Source organism: Pantoea sp. V106_11 (assembly GCF_029967885.1).
Taxonomy (GTDB): Bacteria; Pseudomonadota; Gammaproteobacteria; order Enterobacterales; family Enterobacteriaceae; genus Pantoea; species Pantoea ananatis.
Map to the genome: position 1 here is coordinate 56,044 of NZ_JASCAK010000035.1, position 14,954 is coordinate 70,997.

The following is a 14,954-nucleotide window of genomic DNA, read 5'->3' on the forward strand; positions in this document are numbered from 1 at the left end:
CCTGTCAGGCCTTTTTCACTGGGTGATAAACTGACTGCAGTTCAATTCCGCTCTCTTCAAAGCGTCCGGCGCCGTTGATGACGCGGCCTCGGGGTATGTTAAGGTTTCGGGCTGTACCAAATCCCTTCAGCAGCCCGGCTCTTTCATCAGGTGATGGCTCATGCCAGCCACCGCCGCTTTCGAGTGTGCAGCTGTCAACGGTAATCTGCCCCAGAATCTGGCTTCCGGACTGTAGGTCGGAGACGCCAAAAACTGACGCGCCCCCCAGATAACGGCCGTGGTTACCTATTTTTACAACGGCACCGGTTCTGTTAGCCTTAACGGTGAAGCCACCTTCACCAAACTGGTTTTCTGACCCAATGAAAACCGGTCCGGCCGAGGCATCGATCGATGTATTGCTGTAGAAGGTGTTGGAATCTCCTATCTCAAGGGTGTTTCCGTTTTTGCCAGCAAGAATTACGTTAGGGAAGAAAATGTTTCCCTTCCCGATTTTTATGTCCTTGTATATAAGTGTCGAGAAGGGATCGTAAATAATATTCCCGGCTTCACACAATCCACCGAGTTCGTCGAGCGTCAGAAATCCACTGTCTTTTCTCATACGGTTAAAAATAGTAATGTCCATCACGCAATTTTCTCCAGCACACGGAACTCATCACAGGGACGCATAGCAACAGAAGCGTTATCTATTGCGTCATGAAGATAGGCGACCAGCTTGTCAGTTAAAAACGGGGCTTCCGTCATTTTTCCGGGTAAGGCGAGTATATGGCCTGGCACCGGCTCTGCGATGGCAACGTTGAGTGAACGGTTGCAGTTCAGGGATGTCTGCAGATCCACTTTGACGCAGGCTATACTTACTGAATTCCGACTGTCCCAGCCGGGAAATATTGAAGCGATGCCCCTTTTAATATTTTCTGCTCTTTCATGAATCACCTCATAATCGGCACATGGCGACAGTAAAGCGTCTTCATTGAAACCCACAATGCTGTGGTCGCCGTGATGCATCATCGCAGCCTGATGCGGGTCCAGATAAAAAACGCCTTCTGCACAGAGCCTTGGTGTGATGATGAGATGACTTTTCCAGTACCTGATAGGAATGGCGAGGTCATGATGTCTGGTAAATAAATCCCTGGCCCCGGTACCGGAAGAGTAAACGATGCGCTGACCAGCTATTGCGGCTTTGTCACCCGAGAGGCTTTCGAGGTGAAGTGTCTGGCCCTCGATCGCGGTAATCTCATGCCCCAGGTAGAATACGCATCCTGCTTTCTGAGCAGCACTGATCAGCTTTCTGTAGAGTAAGCGGGTGTTCAGGCTGACGTCGTCGACCGCAAAAATAGCTTTCGTCTCAGTAAAATCGGCTTCAGGAACCAGGCTGCGCGCTTTTGACAACGTGAGTGGGGTAAAGGACACGCCGGCTTCATTCCAGCGGGAAATAACCTCATCCGCTCGCGATTCATCCTTTAATAACGCGAGAGGCCGCTTGTCAATATCCTCCAGGGCTTCCGGGGCAAACTCACGTATGTATTCGTGTCCATAAATACATCGCTTAGCCACCTGCACAGCCTCCTGCCTGTTTTTAATCGAGGTCGCGTGATAAGTCCCCTTATGGAGCCAGCCTTCATTGCGTGTGGACGGGCCAGCTGCGAACACAGGTTTGTTTTCAACCAGCGCCACAGATAGGCCAATATTACAGAGCTTATAGGCAGACATCAGTCCGGCAATACCCCCGCCGATAAGAACAACATCGTAACTGTTCATTTTATTTTATCCTTTTTTGGTGAAGCGCTATTTTTATGAACATATTGTTATTTTTCTATTTAATTTTTAACAGACTTTCATAAAACATCACTTTCAGAAATTAGCAAGCAAACTAAAAAAAACCAACCTCATGATTACAATGAAAAATAACAAGACACACATTGAAATTAAAATTTCATTAAAATTAAATAACAATGAAACACTAACAAAAAAATAAAATTTCAGACTGAGTTAACTCATAACCTCAGATCAACATGCTTACAGAGCCTAACATCTCAAGACCAAATAAATTGAAATAATTCATTTTCTGGAAATATGAGCGCCAGAAAAACCATAAAAGTGATGTCAACCCTGAAAGCGGAAGCTAAATGAAGCTTGTGCAGATTTTCAGTCCGTCAAACCTCTTTAATTTCATCGCCAGCAGGATTTCAGATACAGCTTTGATAAAAAAAAGGCCATTAAAGGTATACTCAAAATGCCCATAAAAGACCTTAATTAAAAAGTGGTTATACATGATGGTGACAATAATGAGAACTTTTCTGGAAGAGTAGAACGCGCTGTTCGTGTAGCCACGATCGACGACGTTAACCTGATGCTGCATGGGATTTTGCTTTCAGGAGAGCCTGGATGGTTGCGGATCTACACGACTGAGATCAAACACGCTGAAAAAATCGCTTTTCTCAGCCCGGACGCTTACGTTGAAATCAGGATATGCGGTGACATAGCTGTCAGGGAGACGACATGCATGGAATTTCACTTCCTCAGTTAACATCGTTTGCCCGTACTGAAAACATTCCCGGAGGTCGCAGTCAAACCCTTCAGCCTTTTAGTTAACCATCCACTGGATGAAACTTATCTCAGTCCCCCCGGAGACTACTGTGCAGAGGGTGAATTACCCGAAGAGGAGACTGAGGTGCGTCAGGCGCTTACAGCCATGTATGTTCTGACAAACCGCCTGATGAACATTAGCTTATGGGACCGTCTTTTAGGAACACGTAAATACTCATCAGCCAGCCGTTCGGCGACGGAGTCACAGCGGCGGCTGATGGTGCTCGTGAACAGTACGCCTTTACACAAAGCCGCGCTGCGGCGCATCGTGAGCGTCATGCCTGAAGACAATGGCGGCCGCAAAGCGCTCAGGGATTATTTAAGTTAAGAGGACAGGACCGCTAAACCCATGCAGATTGCACGTATCTATCTTCGGGTCAGTACGGATGAACAGGAACTGACGCGGCAGAACAGCATTATTGAGGATGCTCGGGGCAGGGGATTCTATGTCGCCGGCGTCTATAAAGAGAAGGCTTCAGGTGCCAGGGCAGACCGACCTGAACTCCAGCGCATGATTGCCGACCTGCAGCCCGGGGAGGTGGTTGTGGCTGAAAAGATTGACCGCATCAGCCGTCTTCCCCTTAATGAGGCCGAGCAGCTGATCGGCTCGATTAAGGCTAAGGGAGCAAAGCTGGCCATCCCCGGCATAGTGGATTTGTCGGAGCTGGCCATAAGTCAGGACGGCGTGGCCAGAATCGTGCTTGAGTCCGTCCAGGAAATGCTGCTTAAGGTCGCCCTGCAGACGGCGCGTGACGACTACGAAACCCTAAGGGAAAAACAGCGGCAGGGCGTTGAGCTGGCAAAGGCGTCGGGTAAGTACAAAGGGCGAAGGCCAGACGATAAAACGCACGAGCGCATTATTGCGCTTCGTGAATCCGGTATGACAATAAACCGGACCGCCACCCTAGCAGGCTGCAGCATCAGTCAAGTGAAACGGATATGGTCTATCTATAAGACGAACATGAAAACTGACGTTCAGGAGTAAATGCATTGGCTATATATGTGAGGTTAATCTGCATGACTATAAAAGCAGCAAGCAAAAAAACCTCTGAAAACAGCAGTTCTAAAGAGTAAATGATTTTTTGGATGGGCCATATTTTTGACGTAAACAGGCCAAGGATTTTACGGAAAAAAGAAATATTGCCAGAAGAATTGTAAATGCTTTTTCTTCTGACTATGGTATCTAAAGTGACTTTTCATAATAATATGGCGAGATAAAATCAGGAGGCGTATGAGTGACTCACCAGTTTTAGAATTGCAGGCCTTGGCTGGAGACCCATCCTCAGATATTGTCGCAGTTTTATTAAAAGCTAAGATGATAGCTGTTAAGCTAAACTTGAATGACCTTAGTGAATGGATAGAATATGAAATTGAAGGCTATCCGGCAGGTAACAATATTCCCCCATATCGGAAAGGTCAAGGAATAGTCAAGGCACTCAATCCATTTCATGGCTGGTATGCTGTTGATTTCAGTAATGTACCGCCAGAAATCATAGAGATGGTTACTGAGTTTAAAATTTATGAATCAATATCATCAATAAGTAAAGGCGAATCAAATGATGGTATGATGCGTCTCACTATGCCACCTAAAAAGGTAAACATGTTATTCGGTTCGGATAACATCCCTAATGAGGTTTGTTGGTTCTTCAGTAAAAACAAACTAAAACATATAGTTACAATAGTAAGGAATAAAGTTCTCTCTTGGTCACTGGAATTAGAAAGACAAGGAATCATGGGGGATGGTTTATTATTTTCCCAAAAAGAAAAGGATGCAGCACCAATGACAATCACAAATAACAATACGAACAACTTTCATGCCCCTGTAAACAATGCTGGCGCAATCGTAGCGGGTAATACTGGTAACATTAATCAGCAAAACTCTATCTCAGTTGGTGACATTGCATCCCTGGAGCGTGAGCTTAAGAGTCACGGTATTGATGATAATGATCTTGCTGAACTGAAAAAACTTGTTGAGCAGTCACCTAAACTTACTTCAAAAGAAGATGTTGAAAAAGGTTTTGGATCATGGATTGGAAAAATCACCGGTAAGGCTTTTACAGGTGCGGTAAAAATCGCTGGCGCGACTGCTCCTGCTGTTCTTACTAATGCAATTTGCTGTTATTTCGGAATTCCGGTTTAAACTTATTTTAAGTCAATTTTTATAAAAAAACATTTTGAGGGTAATTCCTGTCTATAAATACTCAGGCAAAGGTAAGAACATTAAACCACTTTTCTAGCCTCCACCATTACTCTCATTTTTTATATGACAGGCCGCCCCATAAAGTGTCCGCCTTAAGGCGGGCCTTACTTAGAAGGCAAAGCGGGTACTTCAGATATGTCGATGGCGTTCCAGTACCACCAGTAGCCCTGACCGTATTCCGCATTGTAATAAGCCGTCTTATGCTGCATGCGCAACTGGTACTCCGGCGTGTTCATGCCGAAGACTTCCATAGGCAGCGCATCCACGCCGGGAACGTCCTTCAGCACAAAGTCCGGAAACACGTCTTCCTCACCGTCGTAGCGCAGCGGCCTGATAAAGGCACGTTTTTCCTGCCACAGCTTTTCTTCGACAGCGCCCTCATAGCCCGAATCCAGCGGAATAAAGCGGGGGCTGACCGTCATCAGCGCCACGTCGATGACGGTGCTGCAGCTGGACGGCCGGTTGCGCCCGTCTGTGTGCCTGAACGTCGTTTCAGGCGGTTCCGTTTCCGCAATGACCACGACTTTCATTCCCCGGCGCCAGTCGCCCAGCTCGCGGCCAAAGCTCTTCTCCAGGCGCAGGCGCACATCCTCCGGCAGCACCAGGTCAGGGAAGCCGAAAAACAGCCCCAGCGGGAGCGTGGTCTGCAGCCGTGCTTCAGCAGCCTCATTCCAGCTGGCCAGCACTGATACCACAATGAGCCGCCGTTGGTTCTTTTCGGCTACTCTCATGTGTTCCCGGTTTGAAATGACCTGCGGCGTGCCCTTCATGGCCATGAGCAGCAGCGACTCCTCCAGTGGCACGCGGCCGACGCGTATCCGGCCCGCCGTCTGCTGCAGACGCCAGCTCACCCAGCCGGGCGTGCGTTTCTTTTTGTCGAAAGCAGGGTGCCAGACGTTGATGCCGGACTGTTCCCACAGCAGGTGAAGCAGCCCCAGCAGGCGCATCGAGGGCCGGCGCTTACGCTTAACCGGTTCATCACCAGACACGTCTTCAGCCGGTTTTGACTCTGACGCTGCCTTTTTCTGCAGGCCGGTAGGCAACCTGACCACGATGGTGCCGTCCGAAGCCGAGCGGACCGCATCGCCCTGATAAATCTCAGCCTGCCGTTCGTCTGACCACACCGAATAAAACCGACAGTCCGGCTTGTGTTCGTTACCTGTAAAGGCATATGAAGAGAGCCAGCAGCGTTCAGTCTCCTCAGAATAATGCACCTTCAGGCGGCGTTTTACGGGGTCGGTCTCTGCCGGCAGGCAGCTGCAGGTGACCACCGTGGTCTTTTTGTTGTCGCGGGCATGCTTCAGCCAGCGCTGCCAGACAGGCGTTGCGTTCTGCTGGAAAGCTTCTGACGCCTCGTGCTGGCCACGCTGACCGGTGAAGTAAACCGGATACACTTTTTTCTTGGTCATATACAGCCCACCTTACCGAAAATATTAATTATATTTTTATTAACGGCTGCACTGTACAGGCGATGATTCCGCCCAGAGCCGGTTAAATTCATCCTGATACTGCTTACTCACTGGCAAACTGTCTCTGATAACCAGCGCATTTTCGGCATTACGCTTTTCCGCCGACGAGGTGTAATTAAAAGAGCCCGTCTGCACGCCGTTATTTCCTGTCACGATAAATTTGTTATGCATAATACTGTACTGCGAATCTGTTCTGACCTGGATACCTGAACAGGCCAGCGTATTAACCAGTGACCAGCGGTCGTGACTTTTCTTTTCGTCGGCCACTAATCTTACAGGGACACCGCGGCGCGAGAGCTGCACAAAAGCCTCTGCCACAGGCTCACTGGTAAATTCGTACGCAGCCACGTCAGCAGAACCCGTAGCTGAACGAATAAAGTTGATGATGAGTTCCTGAGCAGTACCTCCCGGTGAAAAACCCGCCTGCAGGTCAGATCCTGAATATGTGAAAAAAGGAACTGTAAATAAAAAAAGACAGTAAGCCCTCAGGTTTCTCATTCTTTATAACCTCAGTTTCATTGCGGTTTAATAACTTATTTACCCCGATCAATAACTAATCAGATATTTTTCAGTATTAACGTTTTTTAATAACTTATAACAACTGTCTACTTAAGAAATCAGTTTACCCTCCGATAATTTTTTTATAAAGGACGGAGGAAAAATAATGAATCAGTTTCATGAAATTAATTTACTGACTTCACGTGGTGATATTAATGGTGCGCTGTCGCTGATAAATGGCTGGAGCGAAAGTGTTGCGCGCAAGATCATGAAAAAGGCCGGATATCCGGTGCCCTCAGAAAAAGGACGTGCTTTCTGGTTGTGGGTCCAGCAGACGCTGATGCAGGCCGCACGAGATAAACGCTGTGGCTACCAGCACCGGTTCTCACATTCGTTCAGCCGTGTAAGGTCAGAGGCAGAAACTCACTACGAAGATTATGCGAGAATGATGGCTGAACTGAGCGGAAAAAGTGAACCTGAATCCCTCTCAGAAAGTCAGCTTCCCGCGAAGAGAAGTGTAGTGTCCGTCGATACAGCTCCGGAAACAGGCATCCGGATCTCTGGCCCTGCAGAAGGTGTGGTAAACTCTGACCGGAACGCCCAGCCAGCGGCGACTGCTTCCGTTAATGTACTCCGGTTCGAGAAGGCCACTGGTTGCATCGTAACGCACAAGACTGAAAATCGAAGAATCAATAGAATGCGGTTTCATTTTACGGCGGATTCCCTCCTGTCATGTCCGGTATTTAACAAGCGCTCGCAGAACTCTAAAACTCAGGCCTGTTCTGGTTTGTCTACGTTACGGATCATTTTAAACGTTGCAGTTACTTCACTCAGCAAATTTCTTTTTGTTTATGGCAAATCCCTTGTCATGAGCGCTCACTTTTTTAAGGCAAAGTATGACAAAAACAGACTGGTTGATGAAATTCAGGCGTTGCCGTTCGATCGACACGCTGGAGACCGTGTACGAACATCTGAAGTACGAAGGCGATCCAAAAGAAGACTATGCGATGACCTCTGCATACGATCACCGTAAAGCCGAACTGACAGTGGACAAGTTGTTTGACCGCGTACCGGCTGATGTCTGGAGATTAGTAAACTGAAGTAATTCAAAGATTCTGAGCGATTTAACCGATAACGGAAATCGCATTCGCAAATCTTTTGCGTGTGCGATTTTCGTTGAACAAGCCGAAGGCGCGTTAGTAGAGACGATCATTTATCCACATGTGCACAGGCTCGATCCAATAAATATTCCAGTAAGATCCTTATAGCTCCAAACAGATCCCTGTATCTCACAGGCCTTGTGGTGACTGACTTCGAGCCGATTTCAGATGTGTGCTGGTGGGATATACATGTGTGCTGGCGGGACGAACATGTGTGCTGGCGGGCTGGTAATGTGTGCTGTTGGGATGTAATGTGTGTGCTGTTGGGATTAAGGTGATCTTTACGCACAGTAAGATCCTGTGACTACTAATTGAGATAATTATATGAAAGATGAGTCATTTATCGGTGATGCACTCTACAGTGACATGGTCAGTAAAGACAAACAACTCACAGTTAATTCCAACAACACCGTTCAGCCTGTAGCACTCATGCGCCTTGGTGTTTTTGTCCCCAAACCCACGAAGTCTCAGGGCGAAAACAACGTTGTGGATGCATCTGAATTATTCTCACAGTTAGAGATAGCCCGTGCTGAAGGCTATGATCACATCAACATTTCCGGGCCAAGACTCAATATGGACAGTGATTTCAAGGTCTGGATTGGGGTCATTTATGCTTTCAGCAAGTATGGTCTGGCATCGAACAAAATCGAACTGAAGTTCACTGAGTTTGCAAAAGGATGTGGATTTTCTGCTAAACGAATTGACGCACGTCTCCGGCTTACCATCCACGAATCTTTAGGCAAACTACGTAACAAATCAATCTCTTTCAAGCGCGGAAGTGATGCGAGGGGAAGTTATCAGACAGGCCTTCTGAAGACGGGTTATTTTGATGCTGAGAGAGATATTGTTCAGCTGGAGGCTGATGAAAAACTATGGGAGCTGTTCCAGTTAGATTACAGAGTCCTTTTGCAGCACCATGCCATTAAAGCTCTTCCTAAGAAGGAAGCCGCCCAGGCGATCTATACTTTTATTGAAAGTCTGCCTGCCAATCCTATTCCAGTCAGCTTCTCAAGACTGCGAGAGCGCCTTTCTCTCAGCAGTTCTGTCAGTGAACAAAACCGAACGATCAAAAAGGCACTTGAACAGTTACAGAATATCGGCTATCTGGAATTTTCGCTTGTCCGTAAAGCCCGTGAAAACTTTGTTATCATTCATAAACGTAACCCCAAGCTGAAACCTTCCGACATCTGAGTGTGTGCTGTTGGGACAGACAGGTGTTCGTCACAGCATTGTCAGGCTCTGAAGATACATCGCGGCCGGTGAACCCGCCAGCACACATATTCATTCCTCTACGTAGAGTGAGCACCTGCCAGCACACATGTTCGTTTAGTCATGTGGGAGATTACCCGCCAGCGCACATTTTCGTGCCCTAAACGCAGAATTATTACCCGCCAGTGCACACAGAAATACCGGTTGTTTCATCTTTATCTGTCTGCAGGGCAACCTGCATGTATGTGCACAGCCCGCCAGCACACATATCCACGTGTAGATAACATGTCAGGCACTTGCCAGCACACATAATTACTTCTCAATACGTCACTTACACCCGCCAGCACACACGTTTGTGCGTTCTGAACCCGGCAGCACACACCTGGCTTTTGATTACTTCCTTTATTCCCCATCAGCACACATACTTTCAGGCTCACATTCGTCGAATTTGCAGTCGCTTAACGTGGCGGAGAGAGCGGAACCAACCCGCCAGCACACATATCCGGGCGTTGGGTTGAGAAATCGTACGGCCGGCCAAAGATTTGACGTCCAGGGCTGTCGCTGTGCCCGTTAAAGAAAGAATGCCGGTCATTCTGGTTGCTCATGTATACGGAACAGTTTACCCGCCTGCACACACATTTGTTCATGACTTGTCCATTATCCCTCTGGCACACATGTTCCAGGGAGGGAATAAACTGTCCCTTCAGCACACATCTTTATCGGAAACATCAACGAAAACAGCTAATAAGTATTAGAAGACACCTCGAGTTTTGAATCAGAATTACAGCCGCAGAATACCTCTTACACACATTCATCAGGCATCTGCACTGTGTTTTGTGTCTGAAACATCATTTTGGTCTTCATTACAGGTGATGTAATGAACATGACTTCAATCCTGTGAATCCAGGCCCCATGAGTGACATAGCTTACCGCTTCCCTGATTTTTTCAGACAAGACATAAGGGAATTTCAATCTGAAAGATAAAGTTTAATATCAATAAAATCATATACATAAATAATGATTTGCCAAGGGAAGATACTTGTCAGTTTGCAACCAACGGATAAAACTTTTTTCAATTTTTTCTTTAACTGGATGACTTTTGACTGACAGACTGAAGAAAACTGACAGTTAGCATATTTTTCGCTTGTACAAGATTTTTATGATTTAACGAAATAAGTTGATCTGACCTTTTTCAGATGTACAATCAGTTTCAAAATTGACAACGGAACGGTTAAATGAAAAGTCATTACGGTGGCGTGGACGAGACGGCCCGCAGAGCGAGCGCGATGCTGCGCAGCATGAGCGACGATATTTCAGTCAGAAGGAATGAGTTTGGCCTTGATCAGTACTATCAGACGTTCACGCGCAATTCCGTGGCTAATCTTCCCAGACTCAGCCGCCGTGCCGTTGAGCAAGCCATTGAAGAAATGGAATCACAGGGACACGTTTTTGGCAAAAAAGATGCAGGTAACACCCGGCATTATGCGCTAACCATCCAGGACGTTGTCGATATCTATGCTCACCGTAAAGTGCCTAAATATCGTGATGTGCACGCGGGGGAAGGGCCTTTTGTTATTTTTGTTGTGAACCTGAAAGGCGGGGTATCGAAAACCGTAAGTACAGTAACCCTGGCGCATGGCCTTCGGGTTCATCAGGATCTTCTTCAGCACGATCTTCGTATTCTGGTTGTTGATCTCGATCCTCAGGCCTCCAGTACCATGTTTCTCAGCCAGGAAAACAGCATTGGTTCCATAATGGAAACAGCTGCACAGGCAATGCTTAACGATCTGGATGCTGGCCAGCTCAGAGAGGACATCATTAAACCCACGATTATCCCCGGTGTTGATGTTATTCCTGCGTCTATTGACGATGGTTTTATCGCAAGTCAGTGGAATGAGCTTGTAAGAGAGCATTTGCCTGACAGGCTTCCCTCTGAAGTATTACGCCGGACGATTATTGATCGTGTCGGTTCTGATTACGACTTTATCTTTATTGATACGGGTCCTCACCTCGATGCCTTTATGTTGAATGCACTCGCCGCGAGTGACCTCCTGCTCACGCCCACACCGCCCGCACAGGTCGATTTTCACTCTACCCTCAAGTACCTCACGCGGCTGCCTGAGATGATTGAGCAGCTTGAGGAAGAGGGCATCACGCCGCGGATAAAGGGAAATATTGGCTTCATGTCGAAAATGACCTCGAAGCGGGATCACGAAATGACACACGGCCTTGCCCGTGATGTTTTTACTTCTTACATTCTTGATGCAACATTGCCCAGGCTTGACGGATTTGAACGCTGCGGCGAAAGCTTCGACACCATTGTGAGTGCCGATCCCAGTTCCTATCCAGGAAGCGCCGAGGCGCTCAAGAAAGCGAAGCGTGAGGCGGAGCGTTTCACTCAGGCCGTGTTTAAAAGGATTGAATTCATCAGAGGTGTGAAATGAAAAAGGAAATGGTCAAACTGGGCCGGCAGCTGGGTAATTCCAGTTTTTCAAAAATGATGAACGAGTCAGACAGCGAGCGGGTGTTTACCCTCAAATCCGGTGCTCAGGCCCGGTTTGTCCTGACCAAGATACTGTATGACGAAATCGAAACGCAGACGTTCGTTGATGCCGCGGTCAATGGCCGTGACCAGGCGTTTCTGACGCGCGAATCGGTCAGTGACATCTCCCGTACTATCCGGCTTCAGCAGTTCTTCCCTGCCATCGGACGGGAGGTCGGCGGTCGAACTGAGATACTGGATGGTTCACGACGTCGTGCCGCCTGCATTTACAACGGGACCGCATTTGAGGTGCTGGTGACTCGTGATGCCTTGTCTCTCTCTGATGCCAGACAACTGGCCGTGGACATTCAGACAGCAAAAGAGCATACGTTGCGTGAACTCGGAAAACGCCTCAGACTCATGTATCCGGAAGACATGAATCAGTCAGAGATAGCTTCTGCAGAAGGGCTGTCTGCCGCCAAGGTAACCCGGGCTTTTCAGGCTGCCGCCGTGCCAGATGAGATCATCGCGGTATTCCCCTCTGTCAGCGAACTTTCCATCAGTGATTACCGGGCGCTGCTGGAGGTGACGGATAAAGCAAGGGCAAGACAGATCACCTCTGACGCCTTAGTCAGTTGCGTTCGCAGCCGGATAGAAGAAGATGCATCTCATGACATTGCCGAACCCGCTTATAAGAACCGTATAATCAGCTTTTTTCGTGCCGAAAGCGAAGGACCCCGCAAAACTGCGGGCAGCAAAAGAATCGTAACAGAGAAGCTGGCCGAGTTTACGGATAAAAAGCAGTTCGCCCGAAAAAAAACCGATGCTGATAAACGTCTTGTGACGTATGAATTCTCGCGTCTTACTGCAGCCTGTCAGGCTGAGCTTGATGCCGCCGTTCGAAGCGTCATTGACCGCATGGTGATTAAATCCGTGAACGACCGGTGAACGGGCCCTGCTGCCGGAACCTCAGTGAACAGATTTCAGTATTTGAAAAATTATTTTTACCCCTCGGAAATCATATATAAACTATTGATTTTAATAGATAAAGTAAAATAATTTCAGCCTGAAATTCCCATGGTTTTTTATGATGCTTGCCGGCTTGCGATCGGTTTTTTTTCAGTAACAGTAGATGCGGCAAAAAGTAAAGTCACGAGTAAATCTGGATTTTAAGCTTGTTCCGACGCATCCGAATTACAGAATAATGCGCAAACCCGGCGGTTAATGAGAAACCCACTGAATCAAAATGCCAGAGATGTATTCTCCGGGTTGGCGTACAAGCCAGCCTTTCATGCCCCGCTAAAGTTTTTTCATGTTAACGTCAGGCCGGTGATTAATCATGACTGATGAGCACACTAATGAGCTCAGGTGCCTTCAGCCAGAAACTTAAGCACAGAGCATGGCCCATTTCCAAACATTGAAATCCGAACCCTAATGAAAGGGCGCAGCAAAGGCGTTCCCTGATGAAAGTTCAGTCTGCATTCAGTGACCTGGAGCCGGCCATATTGCAGGGCTTATACTGACACTCTTAGGGGGCTCTGACAGAAAGGCTGACACTCCTGGGCAGAATTACAGTTATCAAGAATGGAGCAAATATGAAAATGAGTTCGTTAAAAGTTCGTTGCTTATTGTCCTGACTTTTGACCTGATTCAGAGCCGCCCCGGCGTTTCAGTCTTGAGCACCTCGCGGCAGTTTATTGCAGGAACTGATCGGTGACACTTTTCTCAGTGACACGAATAACTGTCATCGGGACTGACTGCTGAATCCCATGATGAGAAAAGCAAGGGCTGATAGTGTCAGTTATGTCGATGCTGGAGAATTATGGGCAGAACATGAGGCGTACTCCGAACAAAATATGTAAAACCTCCTGTTTGAATATTATCTCGTCAGGTTACGCATATTCTCCTGCTGTCCCTAGAAAGGCATCAGTCGGTTGGGTCTTCATAGGCTACCTGACAGCGCCAGTATTGAAAGAGGTCTTTTGTCGGGATAAAAACCTGACGTCAAAAAAACGCATCTTTTTGCATTACCTTTTTGCAATTTAGGAAGACCCGAATTCTGCCAGCCTCTATATGAATGGATTCTGAGGTGGGTCATGAAGCGAGCCCGGATACCACGGACCAGGTTCATTCTGTTCACTACTGCGGCACAGGCAGGCAGTGCCTGACCAAACGAAATCCGCCCTGCACCGGCTGCAGATAGACGGCTGTCATTCGGCATCAAAGGTATTCGTTTCAACTCAGTCATGTGGCCATAAAAATCCTGCGAGCAGGCAGGCGATTAAGTTTTTTTAGCCACTTACAAAAGCCCCGTCTATTTATGCATGGCGCCTCGCGGGTGACCTGTTCATTCTGAACGTACAGACAGATATTATTGGCAGTGTAGATAAGGGCGCTTTCCGTTTTCCGGGGAGGGGAGATAAATGACTTTTACAGTCCCCCAGAGGCGGTTGCAGGGATAAGCGCGCAGTTTTCGCGGTCGCGAGGCCGGGAAAAAAATCGCTTATTACAGACTCTCAGCTGAAACTGCCGGACACTGAGGTCAGCGCACATTCGAAAAAAATAAACGCAGCTGAAACTCAGGCTTATTCAGCATGTTGCTTAACTCTTCGCGTGAGCCGCGGCATGACGATGCTGGAGTTTTCCCCTGCCTGCTGCACTATGCGGCAGCAGCAGTAACGGCTGTGTTAAAAAGGTTTCGGGACTCACCGCCGATCCTGAAGTAAAGACGCCGGCTGTCACGATTTAAGTTTTTAGCTTCAGGGAATGGCTGTCAGCACAGTTTTGACATCCTCCGGGAGAGCAATACACGTGCCACGCTGCCAGAGGGTTTCACCCGTCATGAAAGTCCCGGACAGCGCCTGTATTTTGTCTGACAGCGACACTCCCGGAAAAACGGGCAAAGCTCACTTACGGTGTGCGGGTTTATCACAGCAGAGTTGATTTAACCCACTGAAGTGCAGATATCTCTTCATCTCCGGACTGAAACAGCCGGCAGGCTGAGCCGGAAAAAACGTCATGAGATTGTTCTCCAGAAGCATCACCGCACGCATCGGGATGACGTTAATGCCGTTTGTATTAAAAACGGCAGCGCAGTCAACAAGAAGCAAACAGTATATCGGCGGCCCACGCGTCCGCGGCCATATCGGGTTGATACCGTAACCAGGTCTCCGGTCGTTCCGGCCCCTAGCAGCAGATCATCTACACAGCAGCAGCCGTCTGGCCTCATCGGCATCCAGGGTGAAGCGCACGCCCAGCTGGCGGGTCACATCCAGTGCAAACACCCGCGTATACCATTCGGTCGACTTCGCGTCCTTGTGGCCCATCAGGGTCTGAATGACCTTCTGGGGTAC

General features: G+C 48.0%; 13 protein-coding genes. 7 read left to right on the forward strand and 6 right to left on the reverse strand.

Annotated elements, in window-relative coordinates; translation table 11 throughout:
* Positions 1-4: 4 nt before the first annotated feature.
* Together QLG08_RS18515 and QLG08_RS18520 are read right to left on the reverse strand one after the other, a co-directional pair.
* Entirely contained in the window at positions 5-622 is a 618-nt protein-coding gene (locus tag QLG08_RS18515; protein WP_233255819.1) for a hypothetical protein, read from the reverse strand.
* Positions 622-1,755: an FAD-dependent oxidoreductase gene (locus tag QLG08_RS18520; protein ID WP_105080076.1), complete on the reverse strand. Its 1,134-nt coding sequence runs from the start codon at positions 1,753-1,755 to the stop codon at positions 622-624. Before QLG08_RS18520 ends, QLG08_RS18515 begins: the two co-directional genes overlap by 1 nt.
* Before the next feature lie 913 nt (positions 1,756-2,668).
* On the opposite strand from QLG08_RS18520, the gene QLG08_RS18525 reads away from it, so the two are divergent.
* The 3 genes from QLG08_RS18525 to QLG08_RS18535 all read left to right on the forward strand — a co-directional run bounded on the left by QLG08_RS18525 (position 2,669) and on the right by QLG08_RS18535 (position 4,723).
* Positions 2,669-2,911, forward strand: coding sequence for a hypothetical protein (locus tag QLG08_RS18525; protein WP_282473124.1), 243 nt, complete (start codon positions 2,669-2,671; stop codon positions 2,909-2,911).
* Positions 2,912-2,932: 21 nt separating this feature from the next.
* Complete coding sequence (locus QLG08_RS18530) at positions 2,933-3,568, forward strand: recombinase family protein (protein ID WP_282473125.1); 636 nt, start codon at positions 2,933-2,935, stop codon at positions 3,566-3,568.
* 246 nt (positions 3,569-3,814) lie between these two features.
* Positions 3,815-4,723 carry an abortive phage resistance protein gene (locus tag QLG08_RS18535; protein ID WP_282473126.1) on the forward strand — a complete coding sequence of 303 codons (909 nt, stop codon included), beginning with the start codon at positions 3,815-3,817 and terminating at the stop codon, positions 4,721-4,723.
* 164 nt (positions 4,724-4,887) lie between these two features.
* Here QLG08_RS18535 and QLG08_RS18540 read toward each other — a convergent pair whose 3' ends face one another.
* The 3 genes from QLG08_RS18540 to QLG08_RS18550 all read right to left on the reverse strand — a co-directional run bounded on the left by QLG08_RS18540 (position 4,888) and on the right by QLG08_RS18550 (position 7,459).
* Entirely contained in the window at positions 4,888-6,192 is a 1,305-nt protein-coding gene (locus QLG08_RS18540; RefSeq protein ID WP_282473127.1) for a DUF1173 family protein, read from the reverse strand.
* Positions 6,193-6,231: 39 nt separating this feature from the next.
* Positions 6,232-6,750: a phospholipase D family protein gene (locus tag QLG08_RS18545; RefSeq protein ID WP_282473128.1), complete on the reverse strand. Its 519-nt coding sequence runs from the start codon at positions 6,748-6,750 to the stop codon at positions 6,232-6,234.
* Between the two features lie 487 nt (positions 6,751-7,237).
* The gene (locus QLG08_RS18550) at positions 7,238-7,459 is read right to left on the reverse strand and encodes a KTSC domain-containing protein (protein WP_282473129.1); all 222 of its coding nucleotides are present in this window, start codon (positions 7,457-7,459) and stop codon (positions 7,238-7,240) included.
* A gap of 187 nt (positions 7,460-7,646) precedes the next feature.
* Here QLG08_RS18550 and QLG08_RS18555 point away from each other — a divergent pair, with 187 nt between their 5' ends.
* From QLG08_RS18555 to QLG08_RS18570, 4 genes are all read left to right on the forward strand, one after another.
* Positions 7,647-7,850: an Hha/YmoA family nucleoid-associated regulatory protein gene (locus tag QLG08_RS18555; RefSeq protein ID WP_282473130.1), complete on the forward strand. Its 204-nt coding sequence runs from the start codon at positions 7,647-7,649 to the stop codon at positions 7,848-7,850.
* A gap of 384 nt (positions 7,851-8,234) precedes the next feature.
* Positions 8,235-9,101, forward strand: a complete 867-nt coding sequence (locus tag QLG08_RS18560) for a RepB family plasmid replication initiator protein (RefSeq protein WP_019105437.1) — start codon at positions 8,235-8,237, stop codon at positions 9,099-9,101.
* Between the two features lie 1,253 nt (positions 9,102-10,354).
* A complete protein-coding gene (locus QLG08_RS18565) occupies positions 10,355-11,563 on the forward strand; it encodes an AAA family ATPase (RefSeq protein ID WP_047713539.1) in 1,209 nt (402 codons plus the stop codon).
* On the forward strand, positions 11,560-12,549 hold the full coding sequence (locus QLG08_RS18570) for a ParB family protein (RefSeq protein WP_282473131.1): 990 nt from the start codon (positions 11,560-11,562) through the stop codon (positions 12,547-12,549). Before QLG08_RS18565 ends, QLG08_RS18570 begins: the two co-directional genes overlap by 4 nt.
* Before the next feature lie 994 nt (positions 12,550-13,543).
* Here QLG08_RS18570 and QLG08_RS18575 read toward each other — a convergent pair.
* A complete protein-coding gene (locus tag QLG08_RS18575; RefSeq protein WP_146108911.1) occupies positions 13,544-13,849 on the reverse strand; it encodes a hypothetical protein in 306 nt (101 codons plus the stop codon).
* Positions 13,850-14,954 lie beyond the last annotated feature (1,105 nt).